Genomic DNA, 20584 nt, shown 5'->3' with positions numbered 1-20584 from the left:
GGGTTTGGCTACTACACGGCGATAAGTGCTTTGGCAAAAAGCACTTATGGAAACAAAAAAGGACAGGAGAAGAAATGTAGCTGTGCGCAAAAGAAAAAAAAGAGTTGGAGACGATGCAGGTGAAAGGGAAAATCCGCAAAAACCGGGCAGATGTAGTCAGAATAACTGATTTAGGATATATTGGTTGTCTGCCACAAAAAAAGGCCCGCGGATAACCGCGGGCCTTCTGGCTGAAAACAACCTACTAACCTAACACCTTTTAAGCCTCAACGGAAAGATTGGTGGCCGCGGCCAAGTGCTGCCACTGCTGCATTTGCTGTTGCACCATGGCTATTTTTTGGTCGGCCAACTGGTAGGCATCTTCCCCCAGAAAAACGTGTACGGGCTGCTGTGGGGCTTCGCTCAGCGCGCGCAGTACGGCGGCGGCTTTCTCCGGGTCGCCGGGCTGGTTGCCATTGATGTCCTGCTCGTGCTGCTGCTGGGAGTCGCGCACCGATTGGTAGGCGGCCAGCGGCTGCCGGGGCGTACCCAACGAGCCAGAAGTCAGAAAATCGGTGCGGAAATAGCCAGGGTATACCACGCTGGCCTGCACCCCAAACTCCTGCACCTCCGCCGCATACGACTCGGTGAGGCCCGCCACGGCAAACTTGGTGGCGCAATAGATGCCCCAGCCGGGGAAATTACCCATGAAGCCGCCGACGGAGGAAATATTGAACACACGGCCTGCGCCCTGCTGACGGAGGTGCGGGGTAGCGTGCCGCAACACGTGCAGCAACCCAAAAACGTTCACGTCGAAATTGCGGTGAGCTTCTCCGTCCGAGAGTTCTTCCAGCGCGCCTACCTGGCCGTAGCCCGCATTGTTGACCACCACATCCAGGCGTCCAAACGTCTTAACGGTTTGCTCGATGGCCTCGCGCACACTGTCCTCGTTGCTGAGGTCCATGTGCAGAGGTAGGAACCGCCCTTCGCTAGGCGGCACGTTCTGTTGGAGTTCGGTCAGGTTGCGGGAGGTAGCTGCCACCGCATAGCCGCGGGCCAGCAGGTGTTGTACTAAGGTCAGGCCCAAGCCCTTCGAGGCGCCGGTCACAAACCAGATGTTGTGTTGAGGAGTCATGTGCTGGAAGTGTTTCGTTATAAGATAATGCGTCACTGAGGGCCAGACTTCCGAATAGATAAAGCATACAAGCGGTAGGTGAGAAGGTGAGAAAGGGTAGGGCCGGTTGGCTACACCTACAAAGACGCACCACGCGGCCGTTTACTGTATCGGAAGCCGAAAAATCACGTTTTCTTAACCTGGCCCCGGTTATTGAGCGAAGTCAGTGGAAACCGTGAGGGGTTTCCAGGTTTCGGTTTCCTGCAAGCGGGTGTGCAGCTGCTGGGTGGCGCGCCGGTAGGCGTCCTGGCCTAGTAGCAGATGCACGGGCGGGGTAGGCTCGGCGGCCAACTGCTCGATGGCCACCGCCGCTTTGGCCGGGTCGCCGGCCTGTACGCCGTTCAGGGCCAGGTAGCGGGCGTGCGTGTCGCGCACGGTTTGATATTCTGCAAGGGGCTGCGCGGCAAAAACTAGCGACTCGGGCGTGAGAAAATTGGTGCGAAAACCACCGGGCTCAACGGTTGTTACCCGAATCCCAAACGGGGATACATCCTGGGCCAACCCTTCCGACAGAGCACTCACTGCGGCCTTGGTAGCCGAGTACACAGACCAGCCCGTAGCGCCAGCCAGTGCCGCAATAGACGAAATGTTGATGATATGTCCGGCGCGTGCAGCGCGCATGTGCGGCAGCGTGTGCCGAATGACGTTCAGCAGCCCGAACACATTCACATCAAACGACTGGCGGGTTTCGGCGTCGGTGAGTTCTTCCACGCTGCCTCCAATCCCGTAGCCAGCATTATTAACGACCACATCGAGGCCACCAAAGGTGTTGATGGTTTGTTCAATGGCTTGCTGCACGCTAGCCTCGTTGCCGAGGTCCATATGCAGGGGTAGGAAGGCGTCGGAGGAAGCGTTGCCGAGAACTTGAATAAGATTGTCGGGGTGGCGCGAGGTAGCCGCTACGCGGTGGCCCGCTTGCAGCAGGTGTTGCACCAGCGCCAGCCCAAGGCCCTGCGAGGCGCCCGTAACAAACCAGGTTTTAGAGTTGCTCATAGTTGCGTGTATGGTACACTGCAAAAGTAGAGCAGGGTAGGGGATACCCGCTTGCCTGGTTCAAACCAATGCTTGCGAAAATCAAACAACGCGCACAGCGGTAGGCGTGGTGCCAGCCCGTTTGCGAAAGAAGTTGTTGAAGTGTGCCGGTTCCTCGAAGCCCAGGCAATAGCTGATTTCGGCCACGTTCCAGACCGTGTGCCGAAGCAGGGCGTGGGCTTCTTGCAGGAGGCGGTCGGCAATGAGCTGGGTAGTGGTTTTGCCGGTTACTTCCTTCAGGGCGCGGTTGAGGTGGTTGACGTGCACCGCCAACTGCCCGGCAAAGGCATGGGCGTTGCGCAGACGCACCTGTTGGCCCGGCGTTTCGATGGGAAACTGGCGTTCTAGCAGCTCCGTGAACAGCGAAGCAATGCGCGTGGCCGCGTTGCTCTCCTTATAGAGGGTAGTAGCGGGCTGAAGCTTGAGGGCACTGTGCACCAGCTCAAACACGTAGTTGCGCAGCAGGTCGTATTTGAAGGCGTAATCAGAATCCAACTCCGCTGCCATCTTCTTGAATAACTGCGTGATGGCGGGTAGCTGCTCATCGGTAAGTGAGTACAACGGCTGCCCACCGGGCTTGAACATGGGCAGCTCCAACGCGCCTGCTACCAGGTAGCGTTGCAAAAAAGCCTCGGTGAAAATGCAGAAGAAGCCCGACTGCTGGTCGTCTAGCGGCTCCCAATCGTAGGGCACCAGGGGGTTGGCAAACAGCAGCGCGTTGCCCCTGATTTCGATGGTTTTGTCGGCGAAGTGGTAATTGCTGCGGCCCGTGACGAGCGTAATCTTATAGAAATCCTTGCGGCTATAAGGCAAGTGGCAAGCGTTTGGCCCCACAAAATCATCGAGCCGAAACACGTTGAAGTGGCCGATGTCCTGCTTCAGGTTGTCGGGCAGCCAGTGTATTTTCTGCTGATAAAAGTCTTCGAGGCTCAGGGGCTTTTGCATAGACAAACCTACGTAAATCAAACAGAGAAGTATGCAGCATACAGGCTTTGTAGGCACAGCTCAGCTATAACGTAGCACCGGGTAGCGCGTAGGGTAGAGAAATACGTACCCCCCTATCTCATGAAAGCAAACCGCCTCTACCTTAGCTGCGCTCTGTTGCCGAGCCTGCTCCTAGCCGCCTGCGGCGACCAGAACACCCGCTCGCCGGTGCAGGCGCCCGGCGCCGAAAAATCGACCAAAACCGAAGTGTTGGAAGCCGGCGCCGACGTATTGCAGGGCAAGGAGCCGCTGCGCAACATGAACATCTACCTCGATGGCTTTCACTTTTATAGTGGTGATATGCAGGGACAGATGGAGGCGCATCACTTCTGCACCAAGCTGAATGAGGACGTTATCCAAGCGGTGATTTTTGATGGGAATACCGCCGATGCCAAGATCATGGGCGTGGAATACATTATATCGCGGCGCTTGTTTGAAAAGCTGCCCGTTGAGGAGAAGAAGCTCTGGCATAGCCACCGATACGAGGTGAAATCGGGCACACTGGTGGCGCCGGGCATCCCCGATGTAGCCGAGCACGAGCTGATGGAGCAGGTGGTGAGCACCTACGGCAAAACCATTCATACCTGGCACACCGACCGCGACAAGGAACTGCCCTACGGCGGCCCGCAACTCATGATGGGTTTCACCCAAGACGGACAGATTGATACGGCTATGGTAGGCCAGCGCGACCGGCGCATGAAAATTTCGACGGCCGAAAAGCGCCGCCAGCGGGCCGACATTGCCGCGCCCGACGTGCTACCCGGCGCCGATGCCTGGGAAAAAGGCGAGGTACGGCAGTTCGAGGTGACGCAGCGGGCGAGTGCGGCGCATCAACATTAAGGGACTATTGCAGGTTGGGTGAGTGGTAGCTGCTCCGTTGTACGCCATTCATCCACTTGCCTGCTATGCCGACACTCATTCCGAAGAAAATCCTGGCCCGCCAGCACGAAATAACTGCCGATTTCACCCGCCTTGTGCACGCCCACGTCGATGATCTGGCGGCGGGTAGGGCCACGGAGGCGCTGGAAATCCGCGATTTTGCCGGGCAGCTGTGCATTCACCCTACCCACCTCAGCAACACGCTTAAGCACACCACTGGCGAGGCGCCTTGTGCCATTTATGAGCGCAAGCTGGTGGCAGTGTCCAAAGAATTGCTGGCCGATGCGGGCCGGTCGGTGGCCGACGTGGCCGCCCAGCTCACCTACGACCCGTCCAACTTCACCAAGTTTTTCAAGCGCTTTGTGGGGTGCACGCCCCGGCAGTACCGCGAGGAGCTGTGGGCCAGGCAACGGGTAGAAGATGCGGAAACGGTCACCAGTTAATCTGAACTACTCACCAGAGCGGAGCGCCCAGCTACCCGGACATTTGTAGGGTTCTTCACCTAACACATTACTTTCCCATGAGCACCACCAAAATAGCCCTCGTAACGGGCGGTAGCCGCGGCCTCGGCAAAAACATGGCCCTCAATCTGGCCCAAAAAGGCCTGGACGTACTCCTGACCTACCACAGCAAACGCGAAGAAGCCGAAGCCGTGGTAGCTGAAATCAAAGGCCAAGGCCGCAAAGCCGCCGTCCTGCAACTCGACGCTTCCAACGTGAGCAGCTTCGACAGCTTTTTCGAGCAGGTGACAGCTACGCTGAGTAGCACCTTCGGAACCGAGCGGTTCGATTTTCTGATCAATAACGCCGGCACGGGCCTCTACCAGCCCTACCCGGAGGTGACGGAAGAGCAGTTTGATGACATGCTGAATATTCACTTCAAAGGCCCGTTCTTCCTCACGCAGAAGGCGTTGGCGCTGATGAACGATGGCGGCGGCATCATCAACATTTCCTCGGGTCTGACGCGCATTATCTACCCCAACTCTGCCACCTACGCCAGCATGAAGGCGGCCACGGAAACGCTCACCAAGTATCAGGCAAAGGAACTCGCCAGTCGCCGCATCCGCGCCAACGTGGTGGCGCCCGGCGCCATTGAAACCGACTTCGGCGGCGGCCGCACCCGCGACAACAAAGAGGTAAACGCGCACATTGCCAGCCTCACGGCCATGGGTAGGGTAGGCCTACCCACCGATATCGGGCCAGTCGTTGCCTTCCTCTGCACCGACGAAGCCGCCTGGATTGATGCCCAGCGCATTGAGGTAACCGGCGGGCAGGGTATCTAGAATCACGGATTTATGCGGATTCGTCGGATTAATCGGATTTTGTGGACGATTAATTAGCCGAACGATTTAGGCTGATTAAATAGCGAAAGGCGTTGCTGGGCTTGCTCAGCGGCGCCTTTTTTGATTATTGTATACACGGTCCAACTGATTGGCTACAATTTATTTATAACTGCATGCAACCTGCTTAGCTTGTTTGGAGCTCTAGAAAATAGTTACTCTACTATATTTCCGCTATGCACAAACTCTACACTTGCCTGCTCGGTAGCATCCTGCTGCTGAGCCTGACCGCTTGCCCGCTGGTGCAACCGGTTGACCGGGTTCCACTACCCAAGTATAAGCCACTGCTGATGCCCCGTATCCAGCTGGAGCAGGCCGTGGCTGTGCTGCCGCCGCAGAACATGCACAACACCGGCAAAATCTACCTCCGCGACCCGTACATTCTCATCAACGAACGGTACGAGGGCGTGCACATTATCAATAACCAGGACCCGGCCAACCCGCGGCCAGTGGCGTTCCTGCGGATTCCGGGCAACGTGGATGTGGCCATGAAGGGCAACATGCTCTATGCTGACAGCGGCCCCGACTTGCTCACGTTCGACATGTCCAACATGCAAGCAGCCCGGCTGGTCAACCGCGTGAAAGATGCTGTGCCGGAGCTGCCCATGCCCGAAACCGGGGACGTTCCCGCCGAATATCAGCTCCAAAATCGTCCTGCTGATGCTGTGGTGATTGGCTGGCAGAAACTATAATTGCTACTATTTCTTCGACCTATGCGTGTATTTTCTACTCCTTTGCTCCGCTCCTTTGTTGCGTTGCTGGCCCTAGGCCTTGGCGCGTGCAGTGCCAACAACGACATGAGCCCCGCCAGCGCCGATCTGGCTGCCAGCGACGGGAAAGGCGGTTCTCTGGCTCGCTTCACGGTGCTTGGCAATACGCTGTACGTGGTTGATAACCATAGCCTGCGCCTGTTCGACCTGACTACGCCCACTGCTCCGGCTCGTGGGCAGGTAGTGCCCCTGAGTATGGGCATCGAAACAATTTATCCGCGGGCGCCCTACCTCTTTTTGGGCACGCAGCAGGGCATGTATATTTTTGATGCTTCTGCGCCCGCGCAGCCCAAACAAGTGGCTTTCTACGAGCACGTGATGAGCTGCGACAGGGTGGTGGTAGACGAGCGGTTTGCTTACGTAACCCTGCGCGATGGTCGCTCTTGTGGCGGTGGCCCCAACCAGCTACAGGTCATCGACCTCACCAATCTCAGTCAACCGCGCTTGGCCCGCACCTACCCCATGCAGCACCCCTTGGGGCTGGGGGTAGACAGGACGCTGCTGTTTGTATGCGACAAAGACCACCTGAAAATCTTCGACACCCAAAACACGCCGGAACTCCAGGCCTTGCAAACGTTCGATGTAAACGTGTCGGATGTTATTCCGAACCGGGGGCAGCTATTGGCTATCGGGCCCGGCGGACTCTACCAGTACCGCTACCGCAACAGCACGCTCACGCCGCTCAGCAAACTCTCCATCACGCCGACTAACTGATGCGCCCTGGTATGTTCACGCGCTGGCTTACGGGGTGGGGCGTAGCGTGCGGCAGTCTGATAGCAGCGAAGGCTCAGACTCCGGTGCCGCCGGTCAGGACGTATAGCGTGAAGGTTGATCTGGCACCCATGATGGCGAGCGGCTACCATGTCAGTGCAGAAAAGCTATGGGGGCCGGCGTATCGGCACGCACTGGTGCTAACGCCCCAGTTCTACCGTGGCAAGGTGCAAAACATCACCTCCGACGTGACCGATGGCCGCAACGTGGTGCGGGGCTATGGCCTAGCCGTGCAGCACCGCATCTACCTAAGCGAGCGGACGACGCCACAAGAAGGGTTTTACGTTGGGTATGGTCCTCACTACCAACACTTCGAGCTGGAGTTTCGGGCGTCGAGTTGGCAGCCGGAGGTAGCTGACAATGGCTTGACCTACTATGAATATCGCGCCCGCAATCAGAAGGAAACCATAAACCGGTACGGCGCCACAGCTGTGCTGGGCGGCCAACTTTTCTTACCCGACTTACCAATATTCCTGGACGTGTACATGGGTTTCGGCCTGCGCAAAGCCCACGCACGCGCCACCCTACCCGGCAGCCATTACAACAGGGGCATGAGCGACTACGGCACCAGTGGCTACTACTTACCCGTTGGGTTTCGGGTAGGCGTGGCCTGGTAGCAAGTAGTCTAGCTTATACAACCGCATACAGCGTGGGTAGGGGCCGGAAAGGCGCCTTCGCCAGTACGATACGCTTACTTATGCTTGAGTGGTTGATGGATTGTATTGGTTGCCTGAACTAGCCTAAACAAGAAAGGCTTGCCACTGGCAAGCCTTTCTTGTTTGAACGACAATCGTCCACGAAATCCGATTAATCCGAAAAAATCCGTGATTAGGGGCGAATCAGAGGACGAGCAGGGTTCCAGATGCCCCACGGAATCATAATCAGCACCAGCACCAGCGAGATAGTGAACCAGATGAACGCAGTTTTGTGCTTGAGCACGGCGTCGCTGATTTTCTTGGACTTGCTACGGCCGATTTGCGCAGCGGCCCAGGCCAAAATCATAGCCGTGATGTGCTCTACCCCCCAAAAGCGGGCCTGCGGGTCTTTCATAGCCGCGCCGCCCATCGCCTTCATCATCGACAGTCCCACGGGGCTCAAGAAGAAATACAGCAGAATGCCCAGCAGCAATTGCAAGTGCATGGAGCCCACAAAGGCGGCAGCCATACCATTGTCGGCGCCAACGTAGGGCTTGCGGCCCTGCCAGCCACTAAATGCGCGGAAGATGGCAATAAGGCCAAAGATGAGGACGAGCCAGCGCGTCCAGTTGTGCAGCAGCAGTACGATGGAGTAGAATGTCATCAGGTAGTAGGAGTGGTTGGGGTGCAAAGGTCGGGCGCAGGGCGCGAAATGCCGCGCCCTACCCCAGAAATTTACAGGCTCGGGACGGGAACCTCTAGCACAGGCGCAGCTTCATCGAGCTTATGACCTGCAAACTTGAATACGTTTTCGCGCACAAATAACTCGCCCTCCTGCCGCAGAATGGCTAGGTTATTTATGCTGATTTTCAGGTTGAAGGTTTGCTCGTTGAGGTATTGCAGCACGGGCCCCAGCAACTCGGGGGTGGTGTCGTGCAGGGCTAAGGAAATGTGCGGCAGCCAGCAGTCGGGGGCACTGTACTTATCGGTGTGGAGGCACAGCGGCGCCGTGGCCCGCAGAATGCGCTGGTGCAAGGCATTCAACTCATCGGAGCGGAGCACCGGAATGTAAATCACCGGGTTTGGTCCTGGAAATACGCCAAGGCCGGTGGTGAAGGCCGGAAATGAATGCGTAGTATGGGCTACCTCCTGCAACACCTCTTTCAGGACCGACAACTGGCGTACCCCGGCAAGCTGGTAGGTGATATGGGGGTCGGGGGTAGCCTGCACATCATCAAGACCAAACTTTTCTTCTAAGCTTTTGATAATCTTGTTGATATGTGCCGCGTATTTGGGGCTGAGCAGCGAAGTAATAGCAAGCATGCACGAATGAATAGAAGGCGAAAAGGGTAGGATGCGACCAGCAAGATAGGGCCAGCAGCGCAACCAGGCAATTGTTCTGACAGTACGTAAGCGCGGCAGAAGCAGCTAAAAAACAAAGAGCGCGATAACCGTTACGATTCAGTTGTACGTTACAAAGGCATTCTTTCTTTTTTATTATTCCGTGTCGTCAGCTTCTCCCGCTCCGGTTGTTACTCCCCCTGCGCCGCCTACCTGGCAGTGGTGGTACTGGGTGGTGTTAGGCCTGGTAGCGCTGGTAGGTGCAGCGTTATTGGCTCTTGACCCCTGGCTGCGACAGTACCTGGAAAAGCAGGTAGCTGAAGGTACACACGGTCGCTACCAGCTACACATTACACAACTGCAAACCAGCTTGTGGCACCAAAGCGTGTATGTGCGCGGGGTGCAGCTGCGTACGGTAGGCCCTGCTACCAACGATAGAGCCGCGCTGCCACCCGTGCAGCTTACCCTAGGCCACGCCCGCCTGACCGGGGTAGGCCTATGGCAGTTGGTGCAACGCGGTACAGTGCCTATCGACAGCTTGGTGCTTGATTCCCTGCATATTCGCTTGCTGGGAAGGTTGCCCGCAGCCAAGAAGTCGCAGCCTCTTTACCAGCGCCTACCCCTGCACCTGGAAGGGATACGACTGGGTTACTTGTCGCTTCGCCACGTACAGACCGCCTACCAGCCTGCGCCGCAAACGGGTGTAGCCTGGAAGCAGGCAGACTTCTTGGCGCGCGACATCCTGCTGAGTGCCGCAGGAGCCGCCGACTCGCAGCGGGTAGGCTACGCAGCAGCCGTAACCGCACACGTACGGCACTTGGTTGCCTCGGCTGCGCAGCACCGCCTGGCACTGCGTAGCGTGCGGTTTGCGTCCGAGCCGGGTACGTTGGTAATCGATTCGGTGGTGGTGCGGCCGCAGCAGCCGTTGAGCGAGGTGCGCAGCCGCAATGCCCGCGTTTCGCTGCACCTGCCGCGGGTTTCACTCACGGGTTTGCACACGGCTGCCCTAATGCGCCACCAGTTCCGGGCCGATACGCTGCTGCTGTTGGCCTGCGACCTGGATATGACGGCTCCGCGGGTGTCGCCGCCACCCATCCACCAACTGCTGGCGCCGTGGCTTGATCGGGTGCAGCTAGAGCATCTGTTGCTGGCCAATGCCTCGGCGCGCATTCGTGGGGTGGAGGAGCGGCCCCGGTCGCAACACATTGCGGTGCAGGGTAGCCATCTGCGGGTCGATTCGGTGGGGGCGCAGGACCAGCAGCGGGTGCTGTACGCCCAGCAGTGGGACGTGCGCACCGGCGTGGTAATGGCCCGGCTCGACCCACCGTTCTACCAACTGGCCTGCCAAAGCGCACACTTAGCTACGCGTGGTGGATTGCTGGAAATCAACAATATCCGGCTGCGGCCACTGGTGTCGGTAGTGGAGCTTTCGCGGCGCAAGCACCACCAGGCGCCCCACGTAACGGTGCTCATTCCGCAGGTGCGGGCCACGGCTATTCAGTATGCGGCCCTCACGCATCAGCACTGCCTGATTATGCAAACGCTGACCATCCGGCAACCGCGCATCCAAACCCGCAGCGATGGTCGTTTTGCCCTAAATCCTGAGCACTCCGTAGCCACACCCGAAGCCCTACGCCACCTGGGGTTCACGCTGGACGTACGGCGCATCAATGTGCAAAATGGGACACTCTATACCATCTACCGGGCGCCGCAAAATGCCAAACCAGGGCAGCTGACAATCAACCGCGTGTCGGGCACAATTGAAAACTTCTCCAACGACCCGCACCGGATGTCGGCGGCGCATCCGGCAGTAGTACACGCCACGGCGTGGCTACAAAACCGCTGCCAGCTGCAAGCCACGCTCACGGCCAATCTACTCGACCCCAACGGGCAGCACACCATTACGGGCACTTTCAGCGAAGGACAGCTCTCTATGTTGAACCCGATGACGGTGCCTACCAAGCAGCTATTGTTTCGCAGCGGACAAGTGAAGCACATCCACTTCTGCATGCAGGCCAACCGCCAGCGGGTAACAGGCCCCATGTGGGCCAGCTACTCCGACCTCAAGCTGACCATGCTCAGCCAGAAAGGTGGTGCCGACCACAAAACGCTCGGCTCTCGCTTGAAAACAACCCTCGTCAACGGCCTATTTCTGCGCGATGATAACCCGCGCAAGGGTAAGCTCCAAGTAGGCCACATGACCTCCGCCCGCGACCTTCGCGTATCGGTATTCACCTTATGGCGCCAGGGTATTGTCAGCGGTATGTTGAACAGCGCCGGCGTGCCCGCACCTCTCAGCAAAAAGCTCAGCGAGCAGCAGGATAAACCGGTATATAAGTAGTCTATGATCAGTAACTTGGGCTTACCAATCAAGTACAACAATAGAATAGCCTTTCCTACTGATGGGTAGTAGTCTTTGAGTCGAACAATGCTTACTATTATAGCAGCAAGAGTGCATTGCTACGTTCGGTCCCATTTTTAACTCCACAACCATTTTCCATCATGTCTGCATCTGCTCGCAACATCATTGCCTGGGTTCTGCAAGCCTTGTTAGCCCTGGCTTTCATTGCCTCCGGCGCCAGAAAGTTTATGGACCTGCCTGGTACGGTTGGCATGTTTGGTGGCCTGGGATTACCGGGCGCGTTGGCGTATGTTGTTGCCGCTGCCGAAGTACTGGGGGGCATTGGCCTGCTGGTACCGCGCTTTGTCCGACCCGCCGCGTTGGGGTTGATTATCATCATGATCGGCGCCGTTGTTCTGCACGCCACTAAAATTCCCGGCGGTCTGGCGGGCGGCGTGCCGGCCATTGTATTGCTGCTTTTGCTACTGGTGGTATTGTGGCTGCGGCGGCCAGCAACTACCACAGTCTAAGTTGGTTGTTACTTTCGGCGGTCTGCCAGTAAATCTCTTTTACTAACAGACCGCCGAAGGTAAAGCCGAAGCTGTATTGTAAGACCAAGGGTAGGTTTTAAAAATCCACTTCCTGAATCGTGAATTCCGATACGGGCGGCTGTTGGTTTGCTTGCAGCGCGTTTAGGTGGGAGTAGAGCACGTAGGTGTCGGAGCCGCGGCGAGCGAGGGTAGTAGGGTACACGGCCGGCGTGGTGAAGGTGCCAGTAGAGGTAGTGGAAGTCCAATTATCGGAGGAGGTGAGGCGGTACACGGTGCTTTGGGCATTGGCTACGGCCTGCAAAGTGGTGTTATCGTAGAGCAGCAAGCCATCGGCACCCTTTAGGTTCACGCTGGTTGTCACTTTCGTGAAGGATGCCGGATTGTTAAGCGGCACTTTAAACAGCGCGCCTTCGTCTGACTTTGCTACTAGTAAGTAGCCATCGGGGTGGTACACAATACCGTTGAGGCCGAACGAGCCGGCAGGCGCGCCCAGTTGGGCATTTTCGAGAAACACAGTAGGCGTGCCCTGCGCATCGATTTTATAGATAATGGGAGCAAAGCTGTCCGTCACGTAGGCGTTGCCCTGGCCGTCTATGGCAATGTCGTTGGCGAAGTGACCGGAAGCGTTGGGACGCAGGGCGCCCAAGTTCACGTAAGCAATGCGCTGGCCGTTGTCGCGGTTGAAAATGGCCACGGCGGCCAGCTTGCGTCGGGTAGCGTCGGTGGTGCGGGCCGTGTTGTAGCCAGGGTCAGACACGGCTACTAATACGCGGTTGCGGGCATCGTCTACGCGCATACCAATGGTGGAAACCAATTGGGCATCCTCGGCAAAAACGCTGTAGGTGCCGTCATCCTTCACCTGACCTATCGTGCCGCGGGTTTGGGAGCCAACCAGAAAGCGGTTGTTGGCGGCGTCGTACTGCACGCCCTCGGGGTAGAGCGCCGATTGCGTGAAGGTGATAGTGTCGGGCGCATCGGGGTCCGAGTCGGAATCATCGTTGCAACTGGTAGCTAGCAAGCCCAACAACGCCAACGGAAACACGTGCAGCGCGGGGCGCCGGAAGGTAGCAAAAGCAGACATGGAAAGCAGTGGTAAGGTGAACAGTGTACCAAGACACTACGGCGGCGCCACCAAGTAGGGTTATAGCGTGCGCACCTTTCGTCTGCCCACGCCGTTTGAAAGAAGGTTTTCCTACCCTGTCGATTTCCCTACCCCGCCATGCCTGCCGCCAGCAACCTCCCCGCCAAGCTCACCAAGGGCAACCTGCCCACCAAAATTTGCCTGACGTGCGGGCGCCCCTTCGAATACCGCAAGAAATGGCGCAACAGCTGGGACGAGGTGAAATATTGCGGCGAGAAATGTCAGCGCAACCGCCCCAAAACGACCTCGTTGCCAGCGTAGGAAAGCCCAGCTAGCCCCGTATCTTACGCAGAAAATTCAGCCGATGAACCGACGAGTATTTCTGCGCAACGGCGGCCTGACCGGGCTGGCCCTTTCCACCTTCTCCCTACCTGCCTGCGACCCTAAAGCGCCAGCTACGCAGACATCCACCACGCCGCCTGATACCGACCCTGACGCCTTCGAACTGCACGAGACAACCCTGAACGACTTGCAACAGCAGCTGCAAAGCGGGCAGCGCACCGCCCGCAGCCTCGTGGAGCTGTACCAACAGCGTATCAAGGCCATCGACCAAAGCGGCCCTACCCTGCGTAGTGTTATCGAATTGAACCCCGATGCCCTGCGCATCGCCGACCAGCTGGACCAGGAGCGCAAAGCGGGCAAGGTGCGCGGGCCGCTACACGGCGTGCCAATACTCATCAAGGATAACATTGACACCGGCGACCAGATGCAAACCACCGCCGGCTCGCTGGCGCTGAGCGGGCATAAAGCCGCACAGGATGCGTTCATTGTGAAGAAGTTGCGGGAGGCCGGCGCGGTGCTGCTGGGCAAAACCAACCTGAGCGAGTGGGCCAACTTCCGCTCCTCACGCAGCACTAGCGGCTGGAGCAGCCGCGGTGGTCAGACCAAAAACCCGAACATGCTGGACCGCACGCCCAGCGGCTCGTCGTCGGGGTCAGGCGCGGCCGTGTCGGCCAATTTGTGCGCCATTGCCATTGGCACGGAGACGGATGGCTCTATCGTGTCGCCGTCGTCGTGCAGTGGGGTAGTGGGCATTAAGCCCACAGTAGGGCTGTGGAGCCGCACGGGCATCATCCCCATTTCGGCTACCCAGGACACGGCCGGCCCCATGGCCCGCACCGTACGCGACGCTGCCGTGCTGCTCGGCGCCCTCGCCGGCCCCGATGCCCAGGACGACGCTACCCAAGCCAGCGCCGGCAAGCTACACGCCGACTACACCCAATTCCTTGATGCCAATGGCCTGAAAGGTAAGCGCATCGGGGTAGAAAAAGCCCACCTCACCGGCAACAACGACGCCGTGCCGCTCTTCCAGCAAGCAGTGGAATTGCTGAAAGCGCAGGGTGCCACAGTGATGGAAATCGACCTGCTGAAAGAGGTTGAACCGCTCGGTGGCGCTGAGTTCGACGTGTTGCTTTACGAGTTCAAAGACGGCGTGAATAAGTACTTGGCCACGGCCAACGCCCCGGTGAAAACGCTGGCCGACGTTATTGCCTTCAACACCCAACACGCCGATAAGGCCATGCCGTTTTTCCGGCAGGAAATTCTGGAACAGGCCGAAAAAACCGACGGCCTCGCCAGCGCAAAGTACCAAGAGGCCCTGCGCAAGTCACACGAGGGTGCCCGCCGCGCCCTCGATGCGGCCCTGCAAACCCACAAACTCGACGCCATTGTGGGCATCACCAACGCCCCCGCGCCCTGCATCGACCTCGTGAATGGCGACTACTGGCCGGGTCCTGGGTTTTCGTCGCCCGCTGCTATGGCTGGCTACCCCCACATCACGGTGCCGATGGGGCAGGCGCACGGGTTGCCGGTGGGCCTGTCGTTTGTAGCCGGGGCTTGGCAGGAGGCGGTGCTGTTGCCGCTGGCCTACGCCTACGAGCAAGCCGCCCGGCAACGCAAGGCTCCGCAGTTCCGTGGTCCGCTGGTAGGGTAGGGGCGAGGTGGTGGCAAGTTGGGTCGGTGTTTGCACGTATTTCGATAAGCCTATGTTATATTTAGGTGAATACGTGGCTCTTACACTTACTTTTTGAGCCCGAATGGGTTCCTATTGGAACCCTTGTCTCATTTAAACCGACTCTTCGTCATGACATCCATAGCAATTCTTCCCGTTCAAGGTGCACCGGCTACCCACCAAACACACGAGCTAAAAATCTGGCCTTCCTGCTTCTCGGCCGTGGAGGCCCGCACCAAGCCCTTCGACGTACGCCAAAACGACCGAAACTTTCAGGTAGGCGACGCGGTGCTACTGCGCGAGTTCGAGCCCGAAAGCGAGCAGTACACCGGCCGTGTCCTCACCCGCTGGATCAGCTACGTGCTACATGGTGGTGCATTTGGGGTAGAGGCCGGCTGGTGCGTGCTGGGCTTTGCCGAGCATCCGCCGTTGCCGCCCGGCATCACCAATACCAGCTTGTGGTAGTATTTCCTTGCACCTTACAAAAAGAAACGGCCCTGGCGAATCGTCAGGGCCATTTCTTTTTGAGGTGTCCCCGAATGCCAAAACGCTACGCAAGCTGCTTCTCCAGTACTAGCAGTACCAACGGCTTGCGCGGTACCCCAAAGCGGGTAGCAGTAGGGAAGGGTTCTGTAGCGCCGGTACGCTGGTAGCCGTGGCGCTCATACCAGGCCAGCAGTTCTGTTCGGTCGCTGATGACGGTGATTTTCAATAGGTGGCAGCCGTGCTGGCGGGCGTGTTGCTCGGCGGCTTGTAATAGTTGCTTTCCTACCCCTTGCGCCTGCAAGGTGGGCTGCACCGAGAGCATGCCCAGGTACAGGCGTGGCGGCTGCGCGTGCAGGTAGGCGCAGGCAACCAGCGTACCGGTTGCGTCGCGGGCCGTGAGGATAGTGGCGCCGGGTGTTGCCAGTAGTTGGCGTAGTTCGACTGCATCCACGCGGGTACCGTCGAGCAAATCAGCCTCGGTGGTCCAGCCCTGGCGGGAAGCTTCGCCGCGGTAGGCCTGGTTAACAAGGGCTTCCAGCTCGGGGATGTCGGCGGGGGTAGCGGGGACGAGGGTAGGAATCATGCGGCAAACATACGGCCTGATGCTCTGAAAAAGGCTTGAGTTGGCGCGGCGAAAAGTCACTGTAGTAGCCAGTGAATCTGTTACCTTTAGCTGTATCCGCTCTGCCATCAGGCTAACGTCCATCCTACCCACCTTTATGCGCTCTTTCCTTCAAAAAACTGCCTTGCTGCTGTTGTTCGTCCTCGTTCAGGGGGCAGTGCACGCACAAACCACCCTCGGCATTTTCACGGACCACCAGGATATCGGCACCAATGTGAAACCGGGCAGTGCCACCTACCTGCCCGCCACGCAACAGTATAAGGTGACGGGTGCGGGCACCAATATTTGGGGTGACCACAACGAGTTTCAGTTCGTGTACAAGAAGCTCACTGGCGACTTTATTCTGTACGCCCGCGCCAACTTCGAAACCCCAAAGGGGGTAGAGCCGCACCGCAAGTTGGGCTGGATGGTGCGCCAGAGTCTCGCTGGCAATGCTCCTCACATCAGCGCCGCCGTGCACGGCGACGGGCTGACTTCCCTACAATTCCGCAAAACAGTGGGGAGCGCCACCGCGGAAACGCAGGCAACCATCACAGGGGCCGATGTCATTCAACTGGAGCGCACCGGCACTACCTACACCATGCGCGTGGCTCGGTTCGGGCAGCCCTTCACGGTGCAGCAGGTGACGGATGTGGCCCTGGGAGATGCCGTGTATGTGGGCTTATTTGTGACGTCGCACAACGCCGGGGTGGTTGAGAAAGCCGTGTTCCGCGACGTGCGCATTGCCATTCCGGCACCAGCCAGCCTTACGCCCTATAGGGACTACCTGGGCAGCCACATTGAGCTACTGGACGTAGCCAACGGCCACCGCGAAATCGTGTATACCTCGCCCAAATCGTTGCAGGCGCCCAACTGGCGCCCCAACGGTAAAAGCCTGGTCTACAACAGCGACGGGCTGATGTACAATTTCGACTTGGCCGCTCGCAAGCCAACCGTGCTACCCACCGGCGACGTCAAGAACAACAACAACGACCACGTGCTTTCCTTCGACGGGACTATGCTGGGGCTGAGCAGTGGCGTGGATAAACTGGGAGGCTCCATTGTGTACACGGTGCCCGCTACCGGCGGCACGCCTCGGCAAATCACCCCCCGCGGGCCGTCCTACCTGCACAGCTGGTCGCCCGACAAGCAGTACCTGCTGTTCACCGGCGAGCGGAACAAGGACTTCGACATCTACCGGGTGTCGGCCACCGGCGGGCCAGAAGTACGCCTCACCACCGCTGCTGGCCTAGACGACGGCGCCGAGTATACCCCCGATGGCCGCTGTATCTACTTCAACTCGGTGCGCACCGGCACCATGCAAATCTGGCGGATGCGCGCCGATGGTACCGACCAGCAGCCCGTCACCCACGGCGACTTCCACGACTGGTTTCCGCACGTCTCCCCCGATGGCAAGTGGTTGGTGTTCGTCTCCTTCCTAAAGGATGAAGTGTCTCCCAACGACCATCCGTTCTACAAGCACGTGTACCTGCGCCTGCTACCCATCGCGGGCGGCGAGCCCAAGGTCATTGCCTACCTCTACGGCGGGCAGGGCACCATTAACACGCCCTCGTGGTCGCCGGACAGTAAGCGCGTAGCGTTTGTGAGCAACAGCGCGGATGCGGGGAAGTAGGGGAGATGAGTAATGCAGTATAGCAAACGTCAATATTTGTTGACATTTTAGACTGCTCCACTAGCGCCGCCAATTGCTCCCAGTACCTTCACTAGGAAGATGCTGGTAACTCGGAACTTGCACTCAAAGTACAACTCATCCGAGTCCGTACGACCTTTTTCCATTTGCGATAGAAGTTAGGTGTTCGAGCACCTACTTCCTGACCCCTCGGTTGCTACCAACAGCCGGGGGGGGCGCCGTTTATAGGCAACCGTGTTGACGAGGTGTTTACCGTACGTTACGACGAAGGTAGCGGCGCTGTGTAAAGTATACAACCTCAGAATAGCTGCTAAGTCACGAAAGCGTAACAGAAGTTTTCAGCGTTGTAGTGTTTAATGCAAGCGTTGAGAACGTACGTATTTATTGGAGCCGAAACTCAATAAGCTGATTTTTTGGATCAATCAGCAACCAATCACCGGGGGGAGAAGCTACTACCCAGGTTTCCAAACTGCGCCCTTGTGTATACGCTAAGAAGGATTGTGGACCAAGGAATAAACTTAAACGGTAGAGATTCTGAACTGACGAGCCACCACCTTTACGTTTACCCTCATCTATCCACGCCCGCAGAGTAAGTTTTCGACTTTTGACTACCTGTTCCTGCGAATTGTCAGCTTCTCGCTCTGCCTCTAGAATACCATCGCACCAGTAACGTTGGAGACTTGTATCTCGCGAGTTGTGGAGTGCCGCAGACAGGGAATATTCGAGCCGGGAAAGAAAGGTTTCAGTTAGCATTAGCTGATGGATTGACAGGGTAGTGCTTACACTAGCGCGCAGAGTTCCTTACCTTTGCCCCCTTACAGCAAAGTAGGAAATGATTTCCATCAACGACTTAGACTTTCACTTCGGCTCGCGCACGCTCTACGACGGGGCCAACCTCCACATTAAGCCCAAAGACAAAATCGGCCTGATTGGGCTGAATGGGCAGGGCAAATCGACGCTGTTGCGCATCCTGGTGGGCGAGTACAAGCCCGACGGTGGTAGCATCAGCATGGGCAAGGAAGTGACCCTGGGCTTCCTGAACCAGGATTTGCTGAGCTACGACTCGCACGAGCCTATCCTTATTGTGGCCATGCAGGCCTTTGGCGAGGCGCTGGCTTTGCAGAAGCAGATCGACGAGACGCTGCTGGAATTTGAAACCAACTACACCGACGACCTGGTAGATAAGCTAGCCGATTTGCAGGAGCGCTTCGAGGCGCTGGGCGGCTACACCATGCAGGCCCGCACCGAGGAAATTCTGGAAGGTCTGGGCTTCACAACGGAGGAGCTGCAAAAGCCCCTGAAGCTGTTCTCGGGTGGCTGGCGCATGCGCGTGATGCTGGCAAAAATCCTATTGCAACAACCCTCCCTGCTGCTGCTCGACGAACCCACCAACCACTTGGACCTACCCTCTATCAAGTGGATTGAGAACTACCTGGCCGGCTACGAAGGCGCTGTCATCATCGTATCGCACGACCGTGAGTTTCTGGACCGCACCACCAATACCACGGTAGAGGTAACGGGCGGCAAGCTGGTGCCCTACGCCGGCAACTACTCCTACTACATGGTAGAGAAGGAGGAGCGCAACGAGATTCAGAAGGGTGCTTTCGAAAACCAGCAGGCTGCCATCCGGCAGGCAGAGCGCTTCATTGAGCGTTTCAAAGCCAAAGCCAGCAAGGCCAAGCAGGCCCAAAGCCGCCAAAAGGCTTTGGACAAGATGGACCGCATTGAGGACGTAGCACCCGAGGCGGCCAAGGTCAACTTCTCATTCCGCTTCTCGGTGCAGCCCGGCCGCCACATCCTGCGCATGGAGCACGTGACCAAGAAGTATGACGAGAAAACCATCTTCCGCGACACCAACGTGCACATCGAGCGCGGCGACAAAATCGCGCTGATTGGCGCCAACGGTAAGGGTAAGTCTACCCTGATGCGCCTGGTGGCCGGCACAGAGGCGCCTACCGCTGGCAACCACCAGCTCGGTCACAACGTGATTATGGCCTTCTATGCCCAGCACCAGTTGGAAAGCTTGCGCATCGAAAACGAGATTTTGCAGGAGATGATTGAGGCCGGCTCCAAGCGCAACGAAATGGAGCTGCGCACGGTGCTGGGCTCCTTCCTGTTCACTGGCGACCAGGTGTTCAAGAAAATCAAGGTGTTGAGTGGGGGCGAGAAAAGCCGCGTGGCCCTGGCCAAAACGCTGATTTCGGAAGCCAACTTCCTGCTGCTCGACGAACCGACCAACCACTTGGATATGCAGTCGGTGAACATCCTGATTCAGGCCCTGGACCAATTCGAGGGTACGTTCATCGTCATCAGCCACGACCGTTTCTTCGTGGAGAACGTGGCCACCAAGATCTGGTACATAGAGGATTTCCAACTGAAGGAGTACCCCGGCACCTATGCCGAGTACGAGCAGTGGCAGGAAGACCGCGAGAAGGAGGCCAAAAAGGCCGGCCTACCCTCGCCCTCGGCCCCCAAGCCCCTACCCAAGGAGGAGAAGAAGGCCGACGCCGCCCCCGCCAAAACGCCTTCACCCGACCAGAAAAAAGCCCTGCGCGAGCTGGCCGAGGTAGAGAAGAAAATTGACGAGCGGGAAAAGGAGCTGGCGCAATACGAAGCCCAACTCGCCGACCCGCAGATTTACCAGAACGCCGCCCAGCTAAAAGACGCTACCCTCAAATTTGAGCAGGTGAAAAAGGAGTTGGCTCAGTTGAATGACCGTTGGGAAATGCTGGCGGAAATGTAATTATCTGCTGCTATTAAAAAGCCCCGCCGGAAGCGTTATGCTTCTGGCGGGGCTTTTTAATTTTTAGTAGTGTTGACTTGACACGGGTATGCAAACCCGCCGAATCGCCTACACCGCCACTGTTACCGGTCGGATACTATTCTGCACTCGCTAAGGTGCTGCTTTAAGCGGCACAAGTTCTCTCAGTATCTTGAGGCAGTATATAGAATCAAACA

The 20584-nt window shown here is 57.8% G+C and carries 20 protein-coding genes; 13 read left to right on the top strand and 7 right to left on the bottom strand.

Going from position 1 to position 20584, the window contains the following annotated elements; genetic code table 11:
- Nucleotides 1-259 precede the first annotated feature (259 nt).
- The 3 genes from KYK14_RS07585 to KYK14_RS07575 all read right to left on the bottom strand — a co-directional run bounded on the left by KYK14_RS07585 (nucleotide 260) and on the right by KYK14_RS07575 (nucleotide 3130).
- Nucleotides 260-1114 carry an SDR family oxidoreductase gene (locus tag KYK14_RS07585; protein WP_219158212.1) on the bottom strand — a complete coding sequence of 285 codons (855 nt, stop codon included), beginning with the start codon at nucleotides 1112-1114 and terminating at the stop codon, nucleotides 260-262.
- 189 nt (nucleotides 1115-1303) lie between these two features.
- Nucleotides 1304-2146 carry an SDR family NAD(P)-dependent oxidoreductase gene (locus KYK14_RS07580; RefSeq protein WP_219158210.1) on the bottom strand — a complete coding sequence of 281 codons (843 nt, stop codon included), beginning with the start codon at nucleotides 2144-2146 and terminating at the stop codon, nucleotides 1304-1306.
- Between the two features lie 81 nt (nucleotides 2147-2227).
- The gene (locus KYK14_RS07575) at nucleotides 2228-3130 is read right to left on the bottom strand and encodes a helix-turn-helix domain-containing protein (protein ID WP_219158208.1); all 903 of its coding nucleotides are present in this window, start codon (nucleotides 3128-3130) and stop codon (nucleotides 2228-2230) included.
- Between the two features lie 120 nt (nucleotides 3131-3250).
- Here KYK14_RS07575 and KYK14_RS07570 point away from each other — a divergent pair, with 120 nt between their 5' ends.
- The 6 genes from KYK14_RS07570 to KYK14_RS07545 all read left to right on the top strand — a co-directional run bounded on the left by KYK14_RS07570 (nucleotide 3251) and on the right by KYK14_RS07545 (nucleotide 7545).
- Nucleotides 3251-4009, top strand: a complete 759-nt coding sequence (locus KYK14_RS07570; protein ID WP_219158206.1) for an OBAP family protein — start codon at nucleotides 3251-3253, stop codon at nucleotides 4007-4009.
- Between the two features lie 65 nt (nucleotides 4010-4074).
- Nucleotides 4075-4491 (top strand): helix-turn-helix domain-containing protein, encoded by a 417-nt coding sequence (locus KYK14_RS07565; protein WP_208306003.1) that lies wholly within the window; start codon nucleotides 4075-4077, stop codon nucleotides 4489-4491.
- A gap of 77 nt (nucleotides 4492-4568) precedes the next feature.
- On the top strand, nucleotides 4569-5330 hold the full coding sequence (locus tag KYK14_RS07560; protein ID WP_219158204.1) for an SDR family oxidoreductase: 762 nt from the start codon (nucleotides 4569-4571) through the stop codon (nucleotides 5328-5330).
- 233 nt (nucleotides 5331-5563) lie between these two features.
- The gene (locus KYK14_RS07555; RefSeq protein ID WP_219158202.1) at nucleotides 5564-6079 is read left to right on the top strand and encodes an LVIVD repeat-containing protein; all 516 of its coding nucleotides are present in this window, start codon (nucleotides 5564-5566) and stop codon (nucleotides 6077-6079) included.
- A gap of 21 nt (nucleotides 6080-6100) precedes the next feature.
- On the top strand, nucleotides 6101-6871 hold the full coding sequence (locus KYK14_RS07550) for an LVIVD repeat-containing protein (RefSeq protein WP_219158200.1): 771 nt from the start codon (nucleotides 6101-6103) through the stop codon (nucleotides 6869-6871).
- Complete coding sequence (locus KYK14_RS07545; protein ID WP_219158198.1) at nucleotides 6871-7545, top strand: hypothetical protein; 675 nt, start codon at nucleotides 6871-6873, stop codon at nucleotides 7543-7545. The genes KYK14_RS07550 and KYK14_RS07545 overlap by 1 nt, the downstream gene beginning before the upstream one ends.
- 211 nt (nucleotides 7546-7756) lie before the next feature.
- On the opposite strand, the gene KYK14_RS07540 is transcribed toward KYK14_RS07545, so the two are convergent.
- Both KYK14_RS07540 and KYK14_RS07535 read right to left on the bottom strand, forming a co-directional pair.
- Complete coding sequence (locus KYK14_RS07540; RefSeq protein ID WP_185283176.1) at nucleotides 7757-8227, bottom strand: hypothetical protein; 471 nt, start codon at nucleotides 8225-8227, stop codon at nucleotides 7757-7759.
- 71 nt (nucleotides 8228-8298) lie between these two features.
- A complete protein-coding gene (locus KYK14_RS07535; protein ID WP_208306008.1) occupies nucleotides 8299-8886 on the bottom strand; it encodes a 2'-5' RNA ligase family protein in 588 nt (195 codons plus the stop codon).
- Nucleotides 8887-9067: 181 nt separating this feature from the next.
- Between KYK14_RS07535 and KYK14_RS07530 the strand changes: the two genes are divergently transcribed.
- Together KYK14_RS07530 and KYK14_RS07525 are read left to right on the top strand one after the other, a co-directional pair.
- Nucleotides 9068-11245, top strand: a complete 2178-nt coding sequence (locus tag KYK14_RS07530) for a hypothetical protein (protein WP_219158196.1) — start codon at nucleotides 9068-9070, stop codon at nucleotides 11243-11245.
- 161 nt (nucleotides 11246-11406) lie between these two features.
- On the top strand, nucleotides 11407-11775 hold the full coding sequence (locus tag KYK14_RS07525) for a DoxX family protein (protein ID WP_185283179.1): 369 nt from the start codon (nucleotides 11407-11409) through the stop codon (nucleotides 11773-11775).
- 97 nt (nucleotides 11776-11872) lie between these two features.
- Here the strand turns inward: KYK14_RS07525 and KYK14_RS07520 are convergent, their stop codons facing one another.
- A complete protein-coding gene (locus tag KYK14_RS07520) occupies nucleotides 11873-12877 on the bottom strand; it encodes a hypothetical protein (protein ID WP_219158194.1) in 1005 nt (334 codons plus the stop codon).
- 138 nt (nucleotides 12878-13015) lie between these two features.
- Between KYK14_RS07520 and KYK14_RS07515 the strand changes: the two genes are divergently transcribed.
- From KYK14_RS07515 to KYK14_RS07505, 3 genes are all read left to right on the top strand, one after another.
- Complete coding sequence (locus tag KYK14_RS07515; RefSeq protein ID WP_185283181.1) at nucleotides 13016-13198, top strand: DUF2256 domain-containing protein; 183 nt, start codon at nucleotides 13016-13018, stop codon at nucleotides 13196-13198.
- Between the two features lie 43 nt (nucleotides 13199-13241).
- The gene (locus KYK14_RS07510; protein ID WP_219158192.1) at nucleotides 13242-14870 is read left to right on the top strand and encodes an amidase; all 1629 of its coding nucleotides are present in this window, start codon (nucleotides 13242-13244) and stop codon (nucleotides 14868-14870) included.
- Between the two features lie 150 nt (nucleotides 14871-15020).
- On the top strand, nucleotides 15021-15353 hold the full coding sequence (locus KYK14_RS07505; protein WP_185283183.1) for an ASCH/PUA domain-containing protein: 333 nt from the start codon (nucleotides 15021-15023) through the stop codon (nucleotides 15351-15353).
- 85 nt (nucleotides 15354-15438) lie between these two features.
- On the opposite strand, the gene KYK14_RS07500 is transcribed toward KYK14_RS07505, so the two are convergent.
- Nucleotides 15439-15957 (bottom strand): GNAT family N-acetyltransferase, encoded by a 519-nt coding sequence (locus tag KYK14_RS07500; protein WP_219158191.1) that lies wholly within the window; start codon nucleotides 15955-15957, stop codon nucleotides 15439-15441.
- 136 nt (nucleotides 15958-16093) lie between these two features.
- On the opposite strand from KYK14_RS07500, the gene KYK14_RS07495 reads away from it, so the two are divergent.
- On the top strand, nucleotides 16094-17608 hold the full coding sequence (locus tag KYK14_RS07495) for a TolB family protein (protein ID WP_219158189.1): 1515 nt from the start codon (nucleotides 16094-16096) through the stop codon (nucleotides 17606-17608).
- An 850-nt stretch (nucleotides 17609-18458) separates the two neighbouring features.
- The gene (locus KYK14_RS07490; protein ID WP_219158187.1) at nucleotides 18459-20369 is read left to right on the top strand and encodes an ABC-F family ATP-binding cassette domain-containing protein; all 1911 of its coding nucleotides are present in this window, start codon (nucleotides 18459-18461) and stop codon (nucleotides 20367-20369) included.
- The last annotated feature ends 215 nt before the right edge of the window (nucleotides 20370-20584 follow it).

Source organism: Hymenobacter profundi (assembly GCF_019334315.1).
GTDB lineage: Bacteria > Bacteroidota > Bacteroidia > Cytophagales > Hymenobacteraceae > Hymenobacter > Hymenobacter profundi.
The sequence above is the reverse complement of the archived record's forward strand: the minus strand, read 5'-3'. Positions and strand labels throughout refer to the sequence as shown.

Bases quoted from the DNA above. Each gene is read 5' to 3' on its own strand.
- KYK14_RS07500 (WP_219158191.1), bottom strand. From the start codon at position 15,957: ATGATTCCTACCCTCGTCCCCGCTACCCCCGCCGACATCCCCGAGCTG.
- KYK14_RS07540 (WP_185283176.1), bottom strand. From the start codon at position 8,227: ATGACATTCTACTCCATCGTACTGCTGCTGCACAACTGGACGCGCTGG.
- KYK14_RS07545 (WP_219158198.1), top strand. From the start codon at position 6,871: ATGCGCCCTGGTATGTTCACGCGCTGGCTTACGGGGTGGGGCGTAGCG.
- KYK14_RS07490 (WP_219158187.1), top strand. From the start codon at position 18,459: ATGATTTCCATCAACGACTTAGACTTTCACTTCGGCTCGCGCACGCTC.
- KYK14_RS07570 (WP_219158206.1), top strand. From the start codon at position 3,251: ATGAAAGCAAACCGCCTCTACCTTAGCTGCGCTCTGTTGCCGAGCCTG.
- KYK14_RS07565 (WP_208306003.1), top strand. From the start codon at position 4,075: ATGCCGACACTCATTCCGAAGAAAATCCTGGCCCGCCAGCACGAAATA.
- KYK14_RS07535 (WP_208306008.1), bottom strand. From the start codon at position 8,886: ATGCTTGCTATTACTTCGCTGCTCAGCCCCAAATACGCGGCACATATC.
- KYK14_RS07550 (WP_219158200.1), top strand. From the start codon at position 6,101: ATGCGTGTATTTTCTACTCCTTTGCTCCGCTCCTTTGTTGCGTTGCTG.
- KYK14_RS07525 (WP_185283179.1), top strand. From the start codon at position 11,407: ATGTCTGCATCTGCTCGCAACATCATTGCCTGGGTTCTGCAAGCCTTG.
- KYK14_RS07555 (WP_219158202.1), top strand. From the start codon at position 5,564: ATGCACAAACTCTACACTTGCCTGCTCGGTAGCATCCTGCTGCTGAGC.
- KYK14_RS07495 (WP_219158189.1), top strand. From the start codon at position 16,094: ATGCGCTCTTTCCTTCAAAAAACTGCCTTGCTGCTGTTGTTCGTCCTC.
- KYK14_RS07515 (WP_185283181.1), top strand. From the start codon at position 13,016: ATGCCTGCCGCCAGCAACCTCCCCGCCAAGCTCACCAAGGGCAACCTG.
- KYK14_RS07560 (WP_219158204.1), top strand. From the start codon at position 4,569: ATGAGCACCACCAAAATAGCCCTCGTAACGGGCGGTAGCCGCGGCCTC.
- KYK14_RS07510 (WP_219158192.1), top strand. From the start codon at position 13,242: ATGAACCGACGAGTATTTCTGCGCAACGGCGGCCTGACCGGGCTGGCC.
- KYK14_RS07585 (WP_219158212.1), bottom strand. From the start codon at position 1,114: ATGACTCCTCAACACAACATCTGGTTTGTGACCGGCGCCTCGAAGGGC.
- KYK14_RS07575 (WP_219158208.1), bottom strand. From the start codon at position 3,130: ATGCAAAAGCCCCTGAGCCTCGAAGACTTTTATCAGCAGAAAATACAC.
- KYK14_RS07505 (WP_185283183.1), top strand. From the start codon at position 15,021: ATGACATCCATAGCAATTCTTCCCGTTCAAGGTGCACCGGCTACCCAC.
- KYK14_RS07520 (WP_219158194.1), bottom strand. From the start codon at position 12,877: ATGTCTGCTTTTGCTACCTTCCGGCGCCCCGCGCTGCACGTGTTTCCG.
- KYK14_RS07580 (WP_219158210.1), bottom strand. From the start codon at position 2,146: ATGAGCAACTCTAAAACCTGGTTTGTTACGGGCGCCTCGCAGGGCCTT.